The organism is Cohnella boryungensis (assembly GCF_042651945.1).
Taxonomy (GTDB): domain Bacteria; phylum Bacillota; class Bacilli; order Paenibacillales; family Paenibacillaceae; genus Cohnella; species Cohnella boryungensis.
The window spans coordinates 104855-127063 of the sequence record NZ_JBHSED010000002.1; the positions used below are offsets into that span (position 1 = coordinate 104855).

Genomic DNA, 22209 nt, shown 5'->3' on the forward strand with positions numbered 1-22209 from the left:
GATGTTAGTCGCGATTTTCGAACGTTGCCGCGTCGATGATTTCGATGTTCTTGCCGGCAGGGTCGTATACGTCCGGCATCGTAGCGTTAATGCCGCTGACGTCTCCCGCGCCCTCGATCTCCACCGTATGGGCGACGCCCGCTTCGTCCTTGCCGCTTAATTCAAGCTCGCCTTGCACGTTCTGAAGCTCGTTGTTCGCATCCACCGTGAACTGGAGCTTCACGTGCTCAATCGCGAAGTCCTTCGTCAGCTTTGGCATTTGCTCTTCGAAGTTGATATCCTTAAGTCCTTGGAAGAAAGGCAGTTGCTTGATCCGCTCCCATTCGGCAGGTACTTCCCCCGTATGCTTGCGCTCAGCTCTGTCTTTAGACTCTGCCACGTCCATTAGCAGGCGAATCGGAAGCGGAATGTCTTTCTCGTCAATGTCCGCCGTAATCGTCTTCGAGCCGTCCGCATGGTTCGCCACGCTGAAGTTATTCTTGAGGTCGCCGACGATGAAATCGAGAAACACTTCTTCCGCTTTGCTCATCGAGCGGTCATGGGAGTCGTCCTGATGGGACCACATGCGGTGCTTGCCGGCGTTCCCCTCGTCAATGTTAATCACCTGGTAGTTCAGATCGTGCGTGCGGTCGACCATATAGATGCTTTCATCACCGTTGCTGTACAGGCTGCCGCTGCGCGCGACGCCCATGAGGGTGAAGTCGAAGTCACTGCTCACGATGTGTCCGTCTTCTGCGTCCTCCACCTTCGCCTTACCTTCCGCGGCCAGCACCGACTTGCCGTCTACCGTCACGGTGAAGTTCCCGTTCATCGTCGTGCTCTCAATCGCATTGCCCGACAATTGGTTCGCCTTCAGCACCTCTTTGAACGCGTTGTACCCCTCCGTATTCGGGGTGTACGCGAACGCCGTCGCCGTAAACAACGTAACTGCAGCAACAGTCCCGCCAATCATCAACCATTGGTTTCTCTTTTTCATTTCATTCTCGCTCCTTTAAGGTTGTATCGTTTCTCTCTTGCTTACAACCTTAGTCTAAAGGAGGAGTCTAAACTCCCTCGAAACCAATTCGAAAATATTTCTAAAATGTGGGTTCGAATGATCAGTAACGGCTCTTCGCGCTGTCTGCAACGGCAAGTTTAAGGGCCATCCTTTTTACGTGATGGCCCTTTCTTTGATCTCGCTATGTTTCAACTATCGTAATCCGTTAGCGTGATTCAAAAATTTGACCTACTTGTGATACGGTTCAGCGTAACATCTATAAAGCGAAATTTAGATCTGGCATTCAGAGTATCGATTTATTGAATCAATGTGCCATCGATCAAACATATCAAAATACAGATGTACTTTTCTTAATAGATTCTTAATGAAATGCCGTAAATATGTATTTCTCTATCTGTTATTGATATGATTTGATCGTGATCAAGATTGGCTTCATTTCGCTGAAGTAGGAGGAATGATTCACCATCAATCAAATTTTAATAGTAGACGATGAACCCGAAATTCGTCAGTTAATTAGGATGCATTTAGAACAAGCGGAACTTCAAGTCATAGAAGCCAGTTCAGGACGACAAGCTATTCAATACTTACAGGAATATGCCATAGAATTAGTGATATTGGACCTCATGATGGATGATGGCAACGGGTTCGAGGTACTGGAGTATCTACGGGACGCAAATATGGAATCATTAGTAATTGCGCTTAGTGCAAGACGAGAAGTGCAGGACAAAATCCTGACACTCGGATTAGGTGCAGACGATTATGTCACAAAGCCTTTTAGCCCGGTGGAATTGGTTGCCCGTGTGCAAGCACAGTTAAGAAGACACCGCCCTCATTCTTCTTTTCCTACCAAGATTCTACGTTTAAACAAATTAGTGCTGGATATCGATAATTATTTTTTGCGATATGATGGAGAATCATTTTCTGTAACCCCGGTAGAGTGCCGGCTTTTAGAATTGTTCATGCAAAATCCAGACCGCGTTTTAACCAAAAGAGAAATTTACAAACGGGTATGGAATCATGAAAACTTTGATGATAACAATTTAAGTGTTTTTATAAGCAGACTGCGAAGCATTCTTGAACCCACGGAGGGCTCGCCTCATTACTTTCACACCATACGTGGAATCGGTTACAAATTCTCAGGAGATGGACAATGAAAAGTCGAACAAAGCTTTGGCTATTTATGCTCATTAGTGCAATCATTAGTGTTCTTCTGTTTTCTTCACTTAGTCTCGTTATAGGTAAAATAGGAGATAGCGGTTATGATCTGAAAAGCCTGAACGCCATCTCGCAAGAAGTCCTTGATACGATTGCAACCCGTCAAGCTTTTCATATCGAAGACATAACGCCAATATTGGATAATGCTCATAGCAACCATCCTGATATTCGTTATGAATGGATTTCGGCAGATGGATCGACGATCTATGATACCTTCGGAGAAAAGAAAACCTATGCTTTTGGGCAGCTTGCGAATCGAATGCTTCATATGCCTCAGAACCTATGGGGGGTCGATAAACCGGTTACGCTTACATATTCCATTAGCCAAGGGGATCAACCCTATTACTTGCTAATGAGCTTTTCCAGTGACGCCATGAAACAAGGGCAAATTTATTTTTTCATGCGCACTTTTAAAGCCATGTCTACTTTTATGCTACCGTTAATCATTGCTTTATTAATTCCCTATCTGCTATCTCTATGGTTTTTCTCTTCCATGAACAAACGAATCAATACGCTCAATCATGCTATTGGGCAGCTTAACCTCCAAAGTGAACTCACTGTACTTGAGGATACGAAAAAGGATGAGATTGGCCAACTCACCAAGCATTATAATGCCATGGCTCGCCGTATTCAAAATCAAGGCGAACAAATCAAGCAATTTGACATCAGACGAAATGTGCTGTTATCTAATCTTTCCCATGATCTACGCACCCCGCTAACGATGATTTTAGGTTACGCAGAAACGATTCGCGCTGGTTTGTATAAGGATGAGAATGAACTGCAAGCGAGTGCCAAAGTTATGCTGCAGCGCTCTCGTTATATCGATAAGCTATTAGATCAATTGTTAGATATTACTAGGCAGGATGAGGGGAATTTAGAGCTTCTTGTTGAACAGCATAATTTATCTGAAATGATGCGAAAAATTGCTGCAGAATACCTGATGTTTCTTGAGGGGCAAAACTTCACTGTTGAAGTAAATATCCCTGACGAGGATATCCAAGCCTGGATTGATGCCTCCCTAATCGAACGTGCGCTGCGAAACCTGTTGGACAACGCGATCCGTTACGGATCAGAAGGCCATTATCTTGAGATCGGGCTTACGGAAAAGGAGGATGCCCTATTCATGACGGTTATCGATAAAGGACGCGGCATTCCCTTACAGGATCAAAAGCATGTTTTTGAACGGTTCTACCGTGTCGATGGCAGCAGAAAAGGCGAAGGACTCGGCATTGGACTATCCATTGTCCAAGAAATCATTTCCCTTCATGACGGATCAATTACCTTGACGAGTGTCCCTTTTGAAAGAACAGTATTCGAGGTCCAGCTTCCAAATCATCAGCGTGAACAATCAAAGTCATAATAGGTAATGTAATAGGGCACCCAAAAGGTGCCCTATTATCTGTTAATCATATTTCTGATAACGGTGATCGCTTGCTTTAACCCTGCTTACTCTTTTGAGCAATCATCTTTAGCAGAATTGTTACGGCCTCCGCTCTAGTTCCCTTATCATTGGGAGCGAATTTGTTCGTACCATTGCCTGATATAAGGCCAAGATTCTTCAACACTGCTACCTGAGCCTTCGCCCAGCTTGGAATGTCTGCGTCATCCACGAAGTCGGTTACCGTATTTGCTTCCACCTTCAGTGCTAGCGCTTTGGCAATCATCACGGCCATCTCTGTGCGAGTAATTTCCGCATCTGGACGGAATCTGCTATCCGAGTAGCCTTTAACGATGCCAGCTTGAACAGCTTGCTCTATTGCTTTCTGCGCCCATGTGCCAATTTTCGCCGAATCAGTGAATGTAAGCTTCGCAGCTTCCTCTTGCGATTTCAGCGCCTTCATCAGCATTACCACAAATTCCGCACGAGTTACGATGACATTCGGCTTGAAGGTGCCATCCAAATACCCATTCACAAATCCACTCTGTGCTGCCTTATTGATGTTAGACGCTGCCCAGTGTTCGGTTATGTCGGTAAAGTTAACTTCCTTTGACTCGTCTATCGACGGTGCTCCAATGGGCAACCCCGACACCCGATCTACCACCAGCACCGCAAATTTCATGAAGTTGTCCACCTCTACGCTGATGTGATTGCCTTCGATTTTGCCGTTCTCGATTTTCACCCATGTTTTCGTAGCATCATTATAGTAAAAAATCGCTACCGTCTGGTTGCTATTCACTTGAATTGGGTTGAATACCATAACCAACGTAGCTGGCTTGTTGAGGTTTTCCGGAATATTCTTCTGGACATTGTACACCGAGCTTGCCGGAACTTCATTGTGAGCAAAAAGAGGTTGCGTATTCGATACCTTCTTAATGTTAATTTCCAATGGTTTGCTGGTAGCATTAGCAGGAATACGAATGAAGATCTCTTGATCTAAACTCACTTCGCCGGTATTTCCTAAAGGAAGCGTTAGTTTCCCATTCGTTGAGTAGATTGGGCTGCTGATTGAACCGTTGTTACTACTTGAACTTCCGCTTGAGCTGTTTCTTGGCGAAACGGGGTTGGAGGGGGAAGAAGCTGGGCTTGGTCCCACGCCATTCGTTGCAACCACCGTGAACGTATATTCCGTGCCATTCGTCAACCCCGTAACCGTGATCGGACTCGCAGTTGTGCTCGTTCCTGTGAATCCTCCTGGACTAGACGTAACCGTATACAGCGTGATCGCACTTCCCCCATCACTCGCTGGGGCGTCGAACCTGACCGTCACCGTTCCATTGCCTGCGATCGCCGTTACATTTGTCGGTGCGCTCGGCACAGCAACTACTTTAAACGCATTTGAATAAGAATATCCTGCTGCATGACTTCCATTCTGATCGTCAACACGAACGTGCAAATACCACATACCCGCAACAGGAGGCGTAGAAATGGACTCTTCGCTCGTGAACCCTACCCACTCCACGTTCGGCCAATTGGGCACCGTTACCGCTGTTGACCATTGGTAATACGTTCTGGCTGATTCTATAAAATCAGGAACAGCTACCGTTACTTTTGTAGAATTAGCTTGCTTTCCCTCTGATTCGCCGTTTGGAGAATAGCTGACTCCGTAAGATAAAATATTGAGGAATGGATACCCCTTCTCAGAAGCATACGTCTTTGCTGGAGAAGGATCAAAAGCTGTCATCGAAATACTCGGATTTCCAGAAAACGCATTAGCTCCAATTGTAGTTGAATCCCCTTCAACAATAACACTCGTTAATAAAGCGTTAGAATCAAATGCCCCGTCCCCTATGCTCGTTACATTGTTCGGGATCGTCACACTCGTTATTTTATTATTATAAAATGCCCGTTCCCCTATGCTCGTTACACTGTCCGGGATCGTCACACTCGCTAATTGGTTACTTCCAAATGCCCATGCTCCTATGCTCGTTACACTGTCCGGGATCGTTACACTCGTTAATTTATTATTATTAAATGCCCGTTCCCCTATGCTCGTTACACTGTCCGGGATCGTCACACTCGCTAATTGGTTACTTCCAAATGCCCATGCCCCTATGCTCGTTACACTGTCCGGGATCGTTACACTCGTTAATTGGTTCGAACCAAATACACTATACCCTATGCTCGTTACACTGTTCGGGATCGTCACACTCGTTAATTGGTTCGAACTAAATGCCCCATCCCCTATGCTCGTTACACCGTTCGGGATCGTCACACTTGTTAATTTGTTATGAGCAAATGCATCTCGCCCTATGATCGTTACACTGTTCGATATCATCACAGTCGTTAATTCGTTAACATAAAATGCCCCGTCCCCTATGCTCGTTACACTGTCTGGGATCGTTACACTCGTTATTTGGTTATGAGAAAATGCCCATACACCTATGTTCGTTACACCGTTCTGGATCGTCACACTCGTTAATTGGTTTCCATAAAATGCTTCTTTCCCTATGCTCGTTACACTGTTCGGAATCGTTACACTCGTTAATTGGTTTACATAAAATGCCATTACCCCTATGCTCGTTACACTGTTCGGGATCGTTACACTTGTTAATAGGTTACCAGCAAATGCCAATTCACCTATGTTCGTTACACTGTTCGGGATCGTCACACTCGTTAATTGTTTATTAGTAAATGCCAGTTCCTCTATGCTCGTTACAGGATATCCATTTATTGTGGAAGGAATATCAACCTCTTTGTCCGTTCCATTATATTTTGTAATGGTTACTTCTGAGTTACTTGTTGTGTATACAAAATCTCCGAATGCATCCGCCTTCGCTTCCCGAATACTACCTCCTGTCCACCAACCTAGCGTAATCAAAGCCAGCGTGAGTAGACAAATCATCAACTTCCTTATCTCCAACAAATTCGATCGCATCATGTAACTGTTTCACCCTCTTCTATTATTGTCCGATTGCACCACTCCATATTTTACTAGATAATTTTTACTTGAATCTTAATGGACTCTTAATAGATAATGTAAATTTATGTAATTAAAAATTCCAAATTTCGCGGGCTCGTCTATTCCCTTCCCACTTCTTCACCGTGTTCTCAACCGCAACGGTACCCATACCTCAAGCACTCATTTTTCTCCGTTTTATATCAACAAGTAGCACTATTGAAACATTGTAGTCCCTTTAAAATCCAACAGCTATAAATTTCGCCCTACTTATGATACGGTTCCCCTCGAATAATCTTAAACCCCCGATAAACCTGCTCCAGCAGCATCACCCGCATCATCTGATGGGGATACGTCATCCGCCCGAAAGACAGCTTCTTGTCGGCGCGGGCCAGTACTGCCGGGGAGAGCCCAAGGGACCCGCCGATGACGAAGGAGACGGAGCCGCCGCCGTAGACGGCCTGCTTCTCCAGGAGGGCGGCGAGCTGCTCGCTCGTCCACGTCTCGCCCTCGATGGCGAGAGCGACGACGTGGGCGCCGTCCCGAAGCGCCGCCAGAATGCGCTCGCCCTCGCGGACGCGCACCTGCTCCTCCTCCGCCGCGCTCATGGAGTCCGGCGTTTTCTCGTCGGGCAGCTCTCGAATGTCGAGGCGAGCGTAGGCTCCCAGCCTTTTGGCATACTCCTCGATCGCTCCCGTCCAGTACTTTTCCTTCAGCTTGCCTACGCAAACGATCTGAATCTGCATGCGATTTCCTCCCGGCCTTCGACCTGTTCTCGTTCTCCTTATCGTATCACACGCCCGCAGCCCGCCCAAGCCGCCCTCGCCTGACCGTCCCAAATCCGTCCATCCAAAACTGCATAAAAGTCCATTGCGCCCCGCAAGGGAACGGAGTACGATAAGAACGGCTCAATTGAGAATCATTATCATACCAAGGAGAGATTTCATCTGATGCTCGCCCCCCTGTTAAGAAAATCGGCCTCGGCCGCCCTGACTTTATTGCTCTCTGCAACATTGCTCTCCGCCTGCGGAAGCAACAACAACGATCAGCCCGCCTCCAGCCCGAGCAACCCAAGCAGCCCGAGCGCTTCGCAGACTCCGGCTCAGACGGAACAAGCGTCGCCCGCAGCTTCCGAATCGCCTGCCAGCGAACCCGCGACGCGCACCTACAAGGATGCGCTTGACCGGACTGTCGAGATCCCGACCTCGCCCAAGCGGATCATCGCGCATTACTACGCAGCCGAGATGACTGCACTGGGCGTGCCGATGATCGGCACGAACCACATTAACGCCAAGCTGGCTTTAACGGAGGAGCAGCTGCAAGGCATAGAGGATATCGGAGGCGAGTCGCTCGTTCCCAATCTGGAGAAGACGCTTACGCTTGAGCCGGACCTCATTCTCGTTCCCGACTTCCTGGAAGCGAAGGACCTTGAGGCCTTGTCCAAGATTGCCCCGACCGTTGCGATCGGCTACGGAGCAGACGCGTTCACCCGTCTCCGCGCTCTGGGCGATCTCATCGGCGAGTCCGCGAAGGCGGAGGAATGGATCAATCGCTACAATGAGAAGACGCAAGAGAAACGCAGCCTCGTCCAGTCGCGTATCGGCGAGGGAGAGACCGCTTCTGCCTTCGTCATCTACATGGATAAGCAGCTCTACGTCTATAACAAACAAAGACTAGGCCCTACGATGTACGACGCGTTCGGCTTCGCCATTCCTCCGAAGGTAACCGAGCTATTCGCAAGCGAGCCCGAGACCCTCTGGAAAACCATCTCTCTGGAGACGCTGCCCGACTACGCCGGAGACCGAATGTTCCTTATCTCTACGGACGACAGCGAGGAAGCGAAGAAGGTCATTGAAGAAGTCATCAACGGACCGGTATGGAAGTCGCTTCCGGCCGTCAAGAACGGCAAAGCCTATATCGTCGGCAAGCGCTGGTCGATGAACGATCCGCTGACTCTGGACTGGCTGCTGGACGAGATGGCCGGCTCTACTTGCCAAATAACAGCCGCATAGCGCCAAAAAAGTCCGCGACGGAGCTCTCCGTTGCGGACTTCTTTTTTTCCTGGACATGCTCTATAATGAAATTTACTGATAATGATTCTCAACAAGGTGGGCCCAAAAATGAATCCGCTCGCGCAGACGCAACACTCGCCGCCTCTTGTCCTGCTGCATCATATCGAGTCCCGGACGATTGGGCATACGATTCCCGAAGCCTCCTATTGGCTGGATGCGCACACCGTGCTGTTCATTGCCGACGGCAACGGTGCCGCAAGCACTCCCCTCCATCGGCATATTGCCGTCCGAGGCAGCGTTCTCCTCCTTCAGCCCGGACAATCCTTGCATCTGCAGGCCGCCGATGAAGCTTCGCTGCGGTTTTTTCGACTGTCCTTCGTCGTACAGCAGGACGAGACCGGGCTGTTCGCGCAGGACGAGGCGCTGGTCTTCGAATCCTGCTCCCGGCTGGAGGATATGCTGCAAGAGCTGCTGCGATACGGCGAGCAGAGCGATCGGCTGGACGGGTTTGAGCGCCACATCCGCTTCCAGACCGTGCTGTACGAAGTCATCAAAAGAATCCCCTCCCTTCGAAGCGATGCCGGGGATGCGAAGGAAGCCGTGGAGCGTACGATCGCCTTCCTGCACCGCGCTTACCGTGACGATATCGAGATCGGACAGCTTGCCCAGGATACGAATCTGAGCCGCTGGCAATACGGGAGCCTCTTCAAGTCGCTCACCGGACAGACGCCCACGCGTTATCTGACCTCCCTGCGCATCGAGCAGGCGAAGAAGCTGTTGACCGTTTCTTCGGCGCGCGTGAACGACATTGCCGCGAGGGTCGGGTTCCGCGACGAGTACTATTTCAGCCGCCGCTTTAAGCAGTCGACAGGCATGTCTCCCACCCAATACGCGCACAGCCACGGCAGATCGCCGAGAATCGTCTCCATTCAATATCTGGGCGAGCTCCTCGCTCTGGGAATTCGGCCGGTCGGCACGAATCGCTCCATGCTGTACGCGCTCCCCGAGGTCTCGGCCGACGTCAGCGCCGTCGACGAACCGCTTGATATCCAGCAATTGTCCAAGCTGGAGCCGGATCTCATCCTCTACCCGAGCTTCACCCCCGCCGATCTGGCACAGCGTCTGTCCGGCATCGCCACCGCCGTAGAGATTGATTGGAACGTTGATGTCTACACCCGGCTGCGGGGAATGGGCAGTCTGCTCGGCAGAACCAAGGAAGCCGCTCAATGGATTGAGCGCTATAAGGAGAAAGCGGAGCAGGCGCGGCGCAAGCTGAAAAAAGCCGTCCGCGAGGGAGAGACTGCGGCTGCTTTTATCGTTCATTCGGAAGGACTTTATGTGTACGGAGGGCATCATTTCGGGCATACGCTCTATGAGGGGATCGGCTTTCGGCCGCCTGCCGGCATACAGGCATGGATCGAGCGCGATCGCAATGCCAAGTGGCGGGAGATTCAACTGGAGGAAGTCCCCCTTTTCGCGGGAGACCGTATTTTCATAGCCTTGCCCGAGCAGGGGGACGATGCCCGCAGAGGCAAGGAGATGCTGGAGCATCCGGTCTGGCAGAGCCTGTCCGCGGTGCGGGAGGGCAAGAGCTATATTTTCAAAGACCGCTGGGCGAACTATAACCCCGTGACGCTTGAGCGCCACCTGGACGAGGTTGTCGAACGGCTGCTTTCTCACTCGTGACCCGCTCCAGCCTATCGCAGCTTCTTCATTGCGCTACCGCCCCACCGCTCCTGTCTAATCGTCGCTTCCGCTCAAAATATGCTGAACTCGGCCGACCTGTCCGTCCTGCAGTCTCACCTTGATGCCGTGCGGATGCTGCGCGGAGTTCGTCAGCAGATCCTTCACAACGCCGCGGGTCAGCTTGCCCGTTCTCTGATCCTGCTTTAATACGATATCGACTTCAAGTCCCGGCTTGACGTCGCTGCGGATTTTTCCGTTGCCTGCCATGCTATGATCATCTCCCGTATTCCGAATAAGTGAATCCTATCGTACCATAGCCGCCCTTGAACGCCAAACCAAACAGGCCGGCCCTCCGAGGAGAGCCGACCGATTCTGCTTGCTTGGTCCCTTCAACAAGCGACGAAGCCATTCTTTGCCGCCATCCCCGCGACTTAAGGATTCATTGCTGGCGCAGCAACGTCCAACTTTTCCTTGGCGGCCTTAGCTTTCTTGGAGCCCGAAGCCAGCAGCAGCACAAGGAATGCGCCCGCGATGCTCCACAGAACAGTAGCATTCCGATCCGCCGTATCCCAGCCTCCGAAATACATGACCTCGCGCAGCCCGACCGCAGCGTACCGCATCGGCGTCCAAGAGTAAATCCAATCCTTCGTCCCCTGCGACAGCAGCTCCGGAGCCATGTTCAGCAGCGGCATGGAGAAGAACATCAACAGCACGAGCAGCGCCATAGCCGGAACCCCGATCCAATTCAACAGCGCCGATTGCAGCAGGAAGAAAGCCGCTCCGATCAGCCACAGGAACAGCCATACCGCTCCTGCGCTCGCCAGCTCCATCCCGTACCATGAGGCGGCCATCCAGACAACGAAGCCTGATGTTGCGCCCGCAATGGCCGCTCCGAACGCCGCTTGCGCTCCGGCCATCGCCCATTTCTTCGCGGCTGCGAGGACAGGCTTCCGGCTAGCCAGAAACAAAATCGCCGCGGTCGCCAGACTGCCGACCCACATAAGCTGCACGAGTATGCCCGGCGCATTCCCGGCGGCATTGTTGACCCCGACGGGATGAACGATCTCCTCCTTCACGATGAGGGGAGCCAGCAGCGCTTGCGCCGTCCCGACCGGGATCTGCCCTGTCTTCTGCCCGATCTGCTTCAACAATTGTCCGCCCAGCTCTGCGCTGGCCCTATTCATCGCCTGATTCAGGATCTGCCTGACCAGAGCGGAAGCCTGCGTATTCATCCCTTCATTCACCAGCACAGTTACCGTCGCGGGCTTCGGCTCTGGCGTAGCCAGCGACAGCAAGCCTCGGCTCAGATCGGCCGGCAGCACCAGCGCTCCGTAATACTCCCGATTGTTTAAGCCCGTCCGGGCCTCCTCCTCGGAATCGACCCTGACCCAGGCTACCGGCAGCGCCGTATTCGACTCGAGCTTCCCTCCCAAGTCTTCTCCGACAGCCAGCGCTCCTCCTCCAGGCATCTGCGCGGGCTGATCCTCCACGACAAGAGCCACCGGAAGATTTTTCGGCTTCGAGCCGGCGACCGACCCCATCAGCGCCGCTCCGAACACGACCAGAACGATTAGAACGATGCCCAGCGAGAACCAGGCAAGCTTTTGTTTGAACAGCTCCATTTCTCTCCACCCCTTTTTATAATGAACATAATGTTGATTATCGTTCACTGCGTTCATTATAATGAGGGGGAGGCGATTGCGACAATAAGCAATGCAGTCCGCAGCTGTTAAGTAACCGACATTCGGTCAGCGCTTTGTTGATTAACTTTCAAAAAAAACGGGAGGCATAAGAGCGTGAACAGAATCGATCGCAGGCAAGCACGAACAAGACAGCTTCTGCTTCAAGCGTTCCTTGGGCTGATTCAGGAGAAGGGAATCGACTCCGTAACCGTGACGGACATCGCCAACCGCGCGGACGTCAACCGGGGAACTTTCTATTTACATTACCGCGATGTGCCGGATATGATGGAAAAGATTGTAGAGGACTTGTATGGGCGGTTTTCCAGGCTGGTTACCCGACTGGACCCGCGCGAGCTTATACAATATGCCGATAAGAAAGAGCCCTATCCGAAAATCGTGGATATCTTCGAGGAAGCGCGCCTTCACGCAGACATCATGAAGGTCTTGTTCGGTCCGAAGGGCGATCTGTCGTTTGCCCTGCGCTTCAAGAATTTGCTGACTAACAACCTTTTTAATAAAATGGAATTTAACTTCCCGGAAGACGGCCCGAGGCTCGTTCCCCGAGATTTTCTGGTAGCCTACATAGCCTCCGCCAACTTCGGCCTGTTCCTGCATTGGGTTGAGGGCGGCTTCAAGGAAACTCCCTATCAGATGGGCTTGATCATCACCCAGCTCAGCAACCACGGTCCGCTTATCACGTCCGGGATTCGGAATAAGCTGCCTTCGACGAAGTAAGTGTCGCCCGCATCCTCACAGTCTGCTAAAGCTTTTGCCGATATACTTTTAACAATTAAGCCGTACACTTAATCCACCATCACTCTTCTTAACTCGGGGAGACCATCCTGCCTATGCTCAGAGCCTTCTCCAAAACCGCCCGATCCTACACCGTGCCGATCAACATATGGATTATCCTCGTCTGCGTGGCGCTTGTTCTGGGGAGTCTGATCGGGTTCTTTACCAATGCCTTTCGCGACCGTCTGACGGAGGAGATCCATCGCGATGCGACTTACGAGCTGGCTGCCAACGCTTCGGCCCTCGCCACCACCATTAACAGCAAGCTCCTTCTGACCAACGGGCTTAAAGCCTTCGTCATCAATGAGCTTTCCCATACGCAGAACATCTCCCACTCTCGCTTCAATACGTTCGCCGCCGCCTTCATCGACCGAATTCCGGGCGTTCGCAATGTGTCCATCTATCCCCGCGGAATCGCCGAATACGTCTATCCCATGGAGGGCAACGACAACGTCATCGGCATGAACGTCTTTACCCATTCACAGGCCAATGTTCGGGAAAATGCGGAGAAAACCAAAGGCACGGACGACATGACGATTCTGGGGCCGCTGCAGCTGACCCAGGGCGGGCTGGGGATTCTCTCCCGGCAATCGATCTTCGTGGGCGACCGCTTCTGGGGCTTCGTCTCGGTTGTCCTGGATATTTCTCCGATTCTGGAGGAGGCCGATTTGAAGAACGGGGACAAGGGCATCGATTTCAGCGTGCGGGCCAACGGTCACGTCCTCATGGGCGACCCGGAGCTGTTCAACTCCCCCATGATGCTGCTCAAAAAAGTCAACCTCTCCGACGGACAATGGGAGATCGCGGCGGTTCCCAACCGTTCCCGGCTGGAGTCCATCCCACCCAAGATTCGGCTCATCCATGCCATATGCGCGGGCTCCTTGCTCCTGTTTATGTATTTCATTTATATTCAGCTCACGCAGAAGGCCAAGCTCCGCCAGCTTGTAGACGAGCGCACCCGGAATCTGGAGATTACGAACCGCCGTCTGGAAGCCACTTTCGACGAGCTGACGACTACCGCATATCATGACGCGGTTACCGGCCTGTACAATCGTTCCTACTTTAACGAGCATCTAGCCAGAAGCATTACGGAATGCCAGAACGCCGGGGACAAGCTGGCGCTGCTGTACCTGGATCTGGATCATTTTAAAATGATCAACGACTCGCTGGGTCATATCTACGGGGACATGCTGCTGAAGGAGATTGGACGGCGGTTGACGGGCACCATCAAGCCGGGGATGGTCATCTCGCGCATCGGCGGCGATGAATTCGCGATTCTCGTCTCGCAGGTGGAGGACGCCGCGCAGGTCAAGCAATTGGCCGTCGACATTCGGGAACTATTTCAGAAGCCGTTCGTGTTCAAGGAATCCGAATACTTCGTTACCACCAGCATCGGGATCGCGCTCTACCCCGACCATGCGCACAGCGATTCTTCCCTCGTTCGCAATGCCGACCTGGCGATGTACCGCGCCAAGGAAGAGGGCAAGAATCAATACCGCTTCTTCGACGTAACTTTGAATCCGAACGCCGAGGATACGATGGAGCTTAAGAACAGCCTGCGGCGCGCCCTGAAGAACGACGAGTTTACCGTGCACTACCAGCCCCAGGTAGAGGCGCACTCCGGACGCGTGATCGGGCTGGAGGCTCTTATCCGATGGGAGCATCCGGTCCGGGGGACAATCCCGCCCAACAGCTTTATTCCGATTGCGGAGGAGACCGGGCTGATTGTGCCGATTGGAGAGAAGATGCTGCAGATGGTCTGCGCGCAGAGCTTGGCCTGGCAGCAGGCGGGGCTTCCCCCGATCCGCATTGCCGTCAACCTGTCCGCCAGACAATTCGCTCAGAAGGATCTGGCCGACCGCATCAGCCGCATTCTGGAGCAGTATGAGATCGACCCGCGTTACATCGAGCTGGAGATCACGGAGAATATGGCGATGAAGGACGATATGCAGGACTCGCTTCATGCTTTACGGGACAAAGGCTTCACCATCTCCATTGACGACTTCGGCACGCAGTATTCTTCACTGAATTATCTGAAGCGGCTGCCGATCGACAAGATCAAGATCGATCGTTCCTTCGTCAGCGGCATCGCAAGAGACCGCAAGGACGAGGCAATCATCGTGGCCATGCTGCTGATCGCCCGGCGCCTGAACCTGACCGTCATTGCCGAGGGCGTGGAGACTCAGGAGCAGCTTGCGTTCCTGCAGGAAAACAATTGCCACGAGGTTCAAGGCTTTATCTTTCACAAGCCCAAGCCCGCCGTGAAAATCGAGCCCTTGCTGGCCCAGATCGCCGCGGACGAGAGCGACGGCCCAACGTAAAACAGGACGGAGCAGGGAATTCCCTGCCTCGTCCTGTTTCTTTGTTTGGCTCGGCCCGGGCCGGGGCCCGCGCTCCGCTCAGCCTTGCTTAGGCGTTCGCGTTATCTGCCGCGCGAAGCGCCGCGGCCTCCGCGACCGCCGGATGGCCCGCCCTTCGCGCCTTTGGGCCCGCCGCCAAAGCCGCCGCTCTTCGGCCCGGACGGACGCCCGCCTCCGCGACCGTCTCGCGGCTCGGATTTGCTGCCGCCCTTGGAGAAGCCGCTTGTCGCTCCGGCGCGGCCTGGCTTGCCGAAGCTTCCGGCTCCCGTGCGGCCAGCTTTGCCGAAGCTCTCGGAGCCGCCTCCGGCCCCCGAACGTCCGGCTCTGCCGAAGCTCTCGGTGCCGGATCGGCCCCCGCTTCCCGCACGACCGCCGCCGAAGCCACCCCGGCCAGCCTTCGCAGCCTCGCGGCCCGCACCCGGTCCGCCGCTGCGCTCATACCGCTCGCCCGACGCAATGCCGCCCGAGCGGCCGCCCTTGCCCGGCTTCGCCTCAGGCGCGCCTCCTCCGCGGCGGTCGCCGCGGCCTTTGGCGCCGCTCCGGCTTCCGCCTGCTCCGCCGCGAGGACGATGCTCGCCGCCTGAACGGCCGTAGCCGCCGCTGCTTCTCGGCCCTTGCAAGCCTCCGCCCTGCAGCGGAGCTCCGTTCGCGCTTCTGCGCTCCATCGCCATCTGAATCCCGTTCTCGATGTCCGCCAGCTCTCGGCGATCCTTAGGCGCAATCAGCGTAATCGCAAGGCCCTTCTCCCCCGCCCGGCCCGTTCTGCCGATCCGGTGAATATAGCTCTCCACGTCAAGCGGCACATCGTAGTTAAACACGTGCGTTACGCCTTCGACGTCCAGTCCGCGCGCCGCTACGTCCGTCGCCACCAGCAGCTGCAGCTTCGCGTCGCGGAACCGCTTCATGACCTGCTCCCGCTTCGCCTGGGACAAGTCCCCGTGCAGCTCGTCCGACGCATAGCCCATTTCCTGTAAGGCGACATTAAGCGTATTCGCCCGTCGCTTCGTCCGGCAGAAAATAATGCTCAAATAAGGCTGCGTCTCCTCCAGCAGCCGGACAAGCGTCTCCTGCTTCGCCCGGTCCGAAGTCTCCACGAGCCACTGGCGAATATCCTTCACCGTCACCCGCTCCGCCTTCACGGTAATATGCTGCGGGTTGCGCAAAATACGGCCCGCAAGCTCCCGAATGGAAGGCGGCATCGTCGCCGAGAAGAGCATGGTTTGTTTCTTGTAAGGCGTCTGCCGCAGAATGTCCTCGACCTCCTTCAGGAAGCCCATATGCAGCATTTGATCCGCTTCGTCCAGAACCAGCATTTTTACGCCGTCGAGGGTAATCGTCTCCCTCCGCAGATGATCCAGCAAACGTCCAGGCGTAGCTACGATCAGATGCATGTTGCCCTTCAGCTTATATAGCTGAGCCTCAACGTCCTGCCCGCCGTACACGGCCAGCACCTTGATTCCGTCCTCCGGCCGCAGCAGCTTCTTGATCTCGCCCGCGATCTGTATAGCCAGCTCCCGCGTCGGCGTCAAAATAAGCCCCTGAACCTGAGGCACGTCCGTTCTAATCTTATCCAGCATCGGCAGCACGAAGGCCAGCGTCTTCCCCGTGCCCGTCTGCGCTTGGCTAATTACGTCATGGCCCGCCTGTACGATCGGAATCGTTTCCTCCTGTACCGGGGTAGGCTTTACAATGCCCATCGCCTGCAAGATTCCCGCCCGGCTTGCCGATATTCCCATTCCCGCAAAATCCGTCACCAAATCCACTCCATCCTCGATTCCATTACCCTCTATCCTACCACACCCGTCAACCGGACATGTAATTTACTTGGCTAACCGAGCTCTAATCCTCCTTAACTCCCTCACGCGCGATGAGCTGCGCACAGCCTGCCGCATGCTTCTTCTATTCGCACAAGCAAAAACGTCTTTGGCGTCCTCTGACAGCCGAAGAAGCTTTGCGGAGACGATACAGGGATGATTAAGCGTGAAACTTATAAGGTCTGTATCGTTAAAAAAATCCCCGCACTCCCTTGCACCAAGCAAGGCTGTACGGGGACTCTTCCCGGGCATCGTCTAGACCGATAGCGCGTTTCCGCAAAACTCGCATTCCTGACGCACGCCGGGAACGATTCGCGAGCTCGATCCGCAGCCGAAGCAGATCACGGCCTGCGTCGCCGGCGGCGGGGATGCCGACGGGCTTCCCGCCGAGCCGGCAGCCTCCTGACAAAAAGCCCCTTAACTCCCGAAAAAGGCAAGTTTACGAGGCGATGCGAGTATAAAGCGACCGGCTTCGAACATCCTAATGAAAGGAGGTGAAATAGAGATGGCCAAGGATGTCATGTGCGAAGTGAATTCCTGCAAGCATTGGGCGCCCGGGAACGCATGCAACGCTTCTTCGATCTACGTTGTGAACAACCGGAACAAGCAAGCCTCCCAATCCGAGGAGACCGACTGCAAAACCTTCGAATCCAAGCTGTAAGCCGTGCCCTCACACGGCTTACGCTGAACCGAGCGTTGTTTTCCTTCCAGTCGGCAGACCGCGATTCGAAGCGAAGTCGCTGTACCTTGATTGAGTCGAATGCCAAGGCATCCCTCGCGGGGTGCCTTTGGCTTTTCTCCTCAGTATTGTAACCAACAATGAGAATTATTATCACTTCTATTCTCATCTTCTGCTAAAGTTCCGATTTCTATTCAGGAGCTTACTTCCGATGCATCTTGAACTCCAGGAACAGCTCGTTGTAGTGGGAGAGCATTTTTTTCCCCAGATTCTCGTAGACCTCCAGCTTGTCCGTCATCTCGGGATTGGGATAGAAGCGCTCATCCTGCGCAATTTCCTCCGGCAGCAGCTCCAACGCCTTCGCGTTCGGCGTCGAATACCCCACATACTCGGCGTTCCTTGCCGCAATCTCGGGGTCCAGCATGAAGTTGATAAACTTGTGCGCCCCCTCCACGTTGCGGGCCGTCTTCGGAATAACCATATTGTCGAACCACAGGTTCGAGCCTTCCTCGGGAATGACATAATCGAGCTTCTCGTTCTCGCCCATAATCTCCGACGCATCCCCGGACCACACGACGCCGACAGCCGCTTCCTCGCCCGCCAGCAGCATCTTGATCTCGTCGCCGACGATCGCCTTCACGTTCGGGGTCAGCGTCCCGAGCTTCCGCTTCGCTTCCTGGAGATGCTCTTCGTTCGTATCGTTCAACGAGTAAGACAGGCTGTTCAACCCGAAGCCGATGACCTCTCTCGCACCGTCCACCAGGAGAATTTGATTGCGCAGCTCCTCGCTCCACAGATCGTTCCAGCTCTTGAACGTCCGGCCTCCGAGCAATTCGGGGTTGTAAATAATGCCTACCGTGCCCCAGAAGTAAGGAATCGAATACTCGTTCCCGGGGTCGAAGCTCAGGTCCATGAACCGTGAATCGATGTTGGCTAAGTTGGGGATTTTCGCGTGATCGATCGGCAGCAGCAGCCCTTCCTCTTTCATCTTGCTAATGGCGTACTCGGAAGGAATACTGATATCGAACGTCGTTCCGCCCTGCTCGATCTTGGTCATCATCGCTTCATTGGAATCGAACGTCTGGTAGATGACCTTCAGGCCCGTCTCCTCCTCGAACTCGGCGATCAGCTCCGGGTCGACATAGTCGCCCCAATTGTAGATCGTCAGCGTATCCGAACCCGAATACCCATGCGATGAATTGAGGTAGGACGCCCAGTACATTAACCCTAATGCGATAACGAGGACTGCCGCGAACATGCGAACCAGCTGCTTCATGGCTGCGCGACCCCCCAATCCGGCTTATTGCTGCCTCGCCGGGTCAGGAAATAATAGCCCACCACCAGCGTGATCGTGAACAGGAAAATCAGCGTCGACAGCGCATTGATCGAAGGCGAGATGCCTTGGCGGGCGCGAGAGTAGATTTCCACGGACAGCGTGGAATAGCCGTTGCCGGTGACGAAGAACGTCACCGCAAAGTCATCCAGCGAGTAGGTCAGCGCCATGAAGAAGCCTGCGAAAATTCCCGGGCGGATGAAGGGAAGAACCACCTTCGTCAGCACGCCCCACCCGCTCGCTCCCAGGTCTTTGGCCGCATCGATCAGCGTCGGGCTCATTTCCTGCAGCTTGGGAAGCACCATCAGAACCACGATCGGCACGCTGAACGCAATGTGCGACAGAAGCACGGATGTGAACCCGAGCTGAATGCCGATCAGCGTGAAGAAGATCAGGAAGGAGGCTCCGATAATGACGTCCGGACTTACGATTAACACATTATTCAGCGCCAGCAGCGTATTGCGGGGCTTATTCCTTCTTACGCGCTGAATGGCCAAAGCTCCGACCACGCCGACAATCGTAGAGATTGCCGAGGACAGGAGCGCGATCACGACCGTGTTCAGAACGATAATCAACAGACGCGTATCATGGAACACTTCCTCATACCATTCCAGCGTGAAGCCCTCGAATCCGTGCATCGTACCCGCGCTGTTGAACGAGTAGTACATCAGATAGAAGATCGGGGCGTAAAGAACGATAAACACCGCTACGAGATACAGTCTGGCGAGCTTGCCGTTTTTAGTCGTCATCGAATCGTATTCCTCGCTCCCCGATTGCCCGTCATCAGCATGATGACGGCCATTACGATAATGAGCAGAACCGCGATCGCCGAGCCCATTCCCCAATCCTGCGTAACGAGAAAATGCTGCTCGATCGCCGTTCCCAGCGTGACTACGCGGTTGCCCGCGATCAAGCGCGTAATCATGAACAACGACAACGCAGGGATGAACACCGCCTGACATCCGGCTTTCACGCCGCCGAGCGTCATCGGGAATATCACCCTTCGGAACGTCATCCACGAGGAAGCGCCGAGATCCCTGGCCGCATAGACCAGCGAGGGATTCAGCTCCTCGAGCGCGTTGTAGATAGGCAGAATCATAAACGGGATAAAAATATACACCGATACGAATACGAAGCTGAAATCGGTGAACAAAATCTGCTGCGCCCCGATGCCGACCATCTCGAACACGGAGTTGACGAACCCGTACGTTCCGAACAAGCCGATGAACGCATACGTCTTCAACAGCAGATTGATCCAGCTCGGCACGATGATCAGCAGCAGCCAGAGCTGCTTATGCTTCGTTCGCGTCAGCCAGTAAGCCGTCGGGTACGCCACGAGCAGAGAGAAGACCGTAATCAGCAGCGCATACCAGAACGAATTGAACGTCATGCGCAGATAGACCGGCGTCAGGAACTTGCGGAAATTGTCCAGCGTATAATGTCCCTCAACGTCGAAGAAGGAATTGTAGACAATCAGGACGATTGGCGTCGCGACGAATAGGAGCATCCATGCGGCGTAAGGGACAAGATACAGATTTCGCGTTCTTGTCATGTGCGGCCACCCGCGCCGGTCGGGGCTTCCGCCGCCTGACTGCCGTAGCCTTCAAGCCTCCGGTCGAACTCCTCCTCCGTCTCGCCGAAGCGCATGACGTGGATCGCTTCCGGGTCGAAACGCAGTCCTACGCTTTCTCCGACGACGGATTTTTTCGTTGAGTGGACCAGCCATTCGTTGCCTGCGTCGTCATAGCCGCTGATTTCGTAGTGAACGCCCCGGAACAGCTGGCTGTCGATCTTGATCACCAGATTTCCCTGCTCCGGCGTCGTCAGCTCCAGGTCCTCCGGGCGAATGATAATCTCGACCGGCTCGTTGGCGGAGAAGCCCCCGTCGACGCACTCGAACTGACGGCCCGCGAATTCGGCCAAGAAATCGCGAATCATCCGGCCCGGCACGATGTTCGATTCCCCGATGAAGTCGGCGACAAAACGATTGATCGGCTCGTCATAGATGTCCGTCGGAGTTCCGCTTTGCTGGATCTCCCCTTCGTTCAACACGAAGATCTCGTCCGACATCGCCAGCGCTTCCTCCTGATCGTGCGTAACGAATATGAACGTGATGCCGAGTCTTTGCTGAAGTTCTCTGAGCTCATATTGCATCTCCGTGCGCAGCTTCAGATCAAGGGCCGATAAAGGTTCGTCCAGCAGCAGAATTTCCGGCTCGTTCACGATGGCCCTGGCAATCGCTACCCGTTGCCGCTGGCCCCCGGACATCTCCGCTATCCCCCGGTCCTCGTAGCCTGCCAGATTGACGAACCGAAGCGCCTCCTTCACCTTCTCAACAATCACGGCATTTTTCAGCTTCTTGATCCGCAAGCCGAACGCAACATTCTCGAACACGTTCAGATGCGGAAACAGCGCATAGTCCTGAAACACCGTATTCACCTGGCGCTTGTCCGGAGGAATGTCGTTGATCACCTTGCCGTTGAAGTAGATGCTTCCTTCCGTAGGCGCGATGAACCCCGCGATCAGGCGCAGAATCGTCGTCTTGCCGCAGCCCGACGGTCCCAGCAGCGTATAGAACTTGCCCCGCTCGATCTCGAAGCTGACCTGATTAAGCACCGTATCGCGGTCGTAGCTCTTGGTCACGTTCTCGAACCGAATAATCGTTGTGTCCGTCATCTCCGTTTTCCGGTCCCCTTTCCCGGGCTCTCACCCATTTACTTTTGACTTCATTATACAAAAATAGACACAATCCACAATGCGTAAACACCAACCTTCTCTCATACTTAAGCACTTGAGGCTCTCTCCTCCGTGTCTGGACGGAAAGCCGGCATGGTTAGTTGTACGCGATACAAGTATTTCCGCCGAAAATCTCTCTTACGAGGAATTAGTTGTATTTTGTACACCTATTTCGATTGAAAATCGTAAACGTTCCATTCCTAGAACGGATTAACTGTACAAAATACAACAAAATCTACCGTACGCCTACATATGCGCCAACTAGTTGTACTGCATGCAATTAGTTGGGGGCTCGGGGCTCGGCACCTTGGCCCCCTCGGCACTCTTGGCACTCTTGGCACTCTTGGTGCTCTTGGCGCTCTTGGCGCTCTTGGCGCTCTTGGCGCTCTTGGCGCTCTTGGCGCTCTTGGCGCTCTTGGCGCTCTTGGCGCTCTTGGCGCTCTTGGTGCTCTTGGCGCTCTTGGCGCTCTTGGTGCTCTTGGCGCTCTTGGCGCTCTTGGCGCTCTTGGCGCTCTTGGTGCTCTTGGGCTCTCAAGTCTGATGGGCAATGGCAGGCACGCCCAAGC

Annotated in this window: 18 protein-coding genes and 1 pseudogene; 9 read left to right on the plus strand and 10 right to left on the minus strand. The window is 53.7% G+C overall.

Annotated features, from left to right (window positions below; translation table 11 throughout):
- Positions 1–4: 4 nt before the first annotated feature.
- Entirely contained in the window at positions 5–976 is a 972-nt protein-coding gene (locus ACFO1S_RS00980; protein ID WP_204603970.1) for a hypothetical protein, read from the minus strand.
- Between the two features lie 539 nt (positions 977–1515).
- On the opposite strand from ACFO1S_RS00980, the pseudogene ACFO1S_RS28715 reads away from it, so the two are divergent.
- The 3 genes and pseudogenes from ACFO1S_RS28715 to ACFO1S_RS00990 all read left to right on the plus strand — a co-directional run.
- Positions 1516–1825 (plus strand): annotated as a pseudogene (locus tag ACFO1S_RS28715) (response regulator transcription factor); the annotation flags it as partial.
- Positions 1826–1869: 44 nt separating this feature from the next.
- Complete coding sequence (locus tag ACFO1S_RS28720) at positions 1870–2151, plus strand: winged helix-turn-helix domain-containing protein (RefSeq protein WP_417286488.1); 282 nt, start codon at positions 1870–1872, stop codon at positions 2149–2151.
- Positions 2148–3572, plus strand: coding sequence for a HAMP domain-containing sensor histidine kinase (locus ACFO1S_RS00990; protein WP_204603968.1), 1425 nt, complete (start codon positions 2148–2150; stop codon positions 3570–3572). Before ACFO1S_RS28720 ends, ACFO1S_RS00990 begins: the two co-directional genes overlap by 4 nt.
- Before the next feature lie 76 nt (positions 3573–3648).
- Here the strand turns inward: ACFO1S_RS00990 and ACFO1S_RS00995 are convergent, their stop codons facing one another.
- Positions 3649–6531, minus strand: coding sequence for a leucine-rich repeat protein (locus ACFO1S_RS00995; protein ID WP_378126058.1), 2883 nt, complete (start codon positions 6529–6531; stop codon positions 3649–3651).
- A gap of 284 nt (positions 6532–6815) precedes the next feature.
- On the minus strand, positions 6816–7295 hold the full coding sequence (gene rlmH, locus ACFO1S_RS01000; RefSeq protein WP_204605741.1) for a 23S rRNA (pseudouridine(1915)-N(3))-methyltransferase RlmH: 480 nt from the start codon (positions 7293–7295) through the stop codon (positions 6816–6818).
- Positions 7296–7499: 204 nt separating this feature from the next.
- On the opposite strand from rlmH, the gene ACFO1S_RS01005 reads away from it, so the two are divergent.
- Together ACFO1S_RS01005 and ACFO1S_RS01010 are read left to right on the plus strand one after the other, a co-directional pair.
- Complete coding sequence (locus tag ACFO1S_RS01005; protein ID WP_204605740.1) at positions 7500–8561, plus strand: ABC transporter substrate-binding protein; 1062 nt, start codon at positions 7500–7502, stop codon at positions 8559–8561.
- Positions 8562–8669: 108 nt separating this feature from the next.
- Positions 8670–10247, plus strand: coding sequence for a helix-turn-helix domain-containing protein (locus ACFO1S_RS01010; protein ID WP_204605739.1), 1578 nt, complete (start codon positions 8670–8672; stop codon positions 10245–10247).
- Between the two features lie 54 nt (positions 10248–10301).
- Here ACFO1S_RS01010 and ACFO1S_RS01015 read toward each other — a convergent pair whose 3' ends face one another.
- Both ACFO1S_RS01015 and ACFO1S_RS01020 read right to left on the minus strand, forming a co-directional pair.
- Positions 10302–10514, minus strand: coding sequence for a YwbE family protein (locus ACFO1S_RS01015; RefSeq protein WP_204605738.1), 213 nt, complete (start codon positions 10512–10514; stop codon positions 10302–10304).
- 164 nt (positions 10515–10678) lie between these two features.
- Positions 10679–11869, minus strand: a complete 1191-nt coding sequence (locus tag ACFO1S_RS01020) for a YhgE/Pip domain-containing protein (RefSeq protein ID WP_204605737.1) — start codon at positions 11867–11869, stop codon at positions 10679–10681.
- A 174-nt stretch (positions 11870–12043) separates the two neighbouring features.
- Between ACFO1S_RS01020 and ACFO1S_RS01025 the strand changes: the two genes are divergently transcribed.
- Entirely contained in the window at positions 12044–12664 is a 621-nt protein-coding gene (locus ACFO1S_RS01025) for a TetR/AcrR family transcriptional regulator (RefSeq protein ID WP_204605736.1), read from the plus strand.
- A 113-nt stretch (positions 12665–12777) separates the two neighbouring features.
- Complete coding sequence (locus tag ACFO1S_RS01030) at positions 12778–15042, plus strand: bifunctional diguanylate cyclase/phosphodiesterase (RefSeq protein WP_204605735.1); 2265 nt, start codon at positions 12778–12780, stop codon at positions 15040–15042.
- 101 nt (positions 15043–15143) lie between these two features.
- On the opposite strand, the gene ACFO1S_RS01035 is transcribed toward ACFO1S_RS01030, so the two are convergent.
- The gene (locus tag ACFO1S_RS01035) at positions 15144–16835 is read right to left on the minus strand and encodes a DEAD/DEAH box helicase (protein WP_417286487.1); all 1692 of its coding nucleotides are present in this window, start codon (positions 16833–16835) and stop codon (positions 15144–15146) included.
- Positions 16836–17400: 565 nt separating this feature from the next.
- Here ACFO1S_RS01035 and ACFO1S_RS01040 point away from each other — a divergent pair.
- Entirely contained in the window at positions 17401–17556 is a 156-nt protein-coding gene (locus ACFO1S_RS01040) for a DUF1540 domain-containing protein (protein WP_204605734.1), read from the plus strand.
- 220 nt (positions 17557–17776) lie between these two features.
- On the opposite strand, the gene ACFO1S_RS01045 is transcribed toward ACFO1S_RS01040, so the two are convergent.
- Genes ACFO1S_RS01045 through ACFO1S_RS01060 form a run of 4 tightly spaced genes read right to left on the minus strand, consistent with a single transcriptional unit; the run spans position 17777 to position 21583 of the window.
- A complete protein-coding gene (locus tag ACFO1S_RS01045; RefSeq protein ID WP_204605733.1) occupies positions 17777–18850 on the minus strand; it encodes an ABC transporter substrate-binding protein in 1074 nt (357 codons plus the stop codon).
- Positions 18847–19656, minus strand: coding sequence for an ABC transporter permease (locus ACFO1S_RS01050; RefSeq protein WP_204605732.1), 810 nt, complete (start codon positions 19654–19656; stop codon positions 18847–18849). The genes ACFO1S_RS01045 and ACFO1S_RS01050 overlap by 4 nt, the downstream gene beginning before the upstream one ends.
- The gene (locus ACFO1S_RS01055; RefSeq protein WP_204605731.1) at positions 19653–20459 is read right to left on the minus strand and encodes an ABC transporter permease; all 807 of its coding nucleotides are present in this window, start codon (positions 20457–20459) and stop codon (positions 19653–19655) included. The genes ACFO1S_RS01050 and ACFO1S_RS01055 overlap by 4 nt, the downstream gene beginning before the upstream one ends.
- A complete protein-coding gene (locus ACFO1S_RS01060; protein WP_204605730.1) occupies positions 20456–21583 on the minus strand; it encodes an ABC transporter ATP-binding protein in 1128 nt (375 codons plus the stop codon). Before ACFO1S_RS01060 ends, ACFO1S_RS01055 begins: the two co-directional genes overlap by 4 nt.
- Before the next feature lie 367 nt (positions 21584–21950).
- Here ACFO1S_RS01060 and ACFO1S_RS01065 point away from each other — a divergent pair, with 367 nt between their 5' ends.
- The gene (locus tag ACFO1S_RS01065; RefSeq protein ID WP_378126062.1) at positions 21951–22184 is read left to right on the plus strand and encodes a hypothetical protein; all 234 of its coding nucleotides are present in this window, start codon (positions 21951–21953) and stop codon (positions 22182–22184) included.
- Positions 22185–22209: the final 25 nt, after the last annotated feature.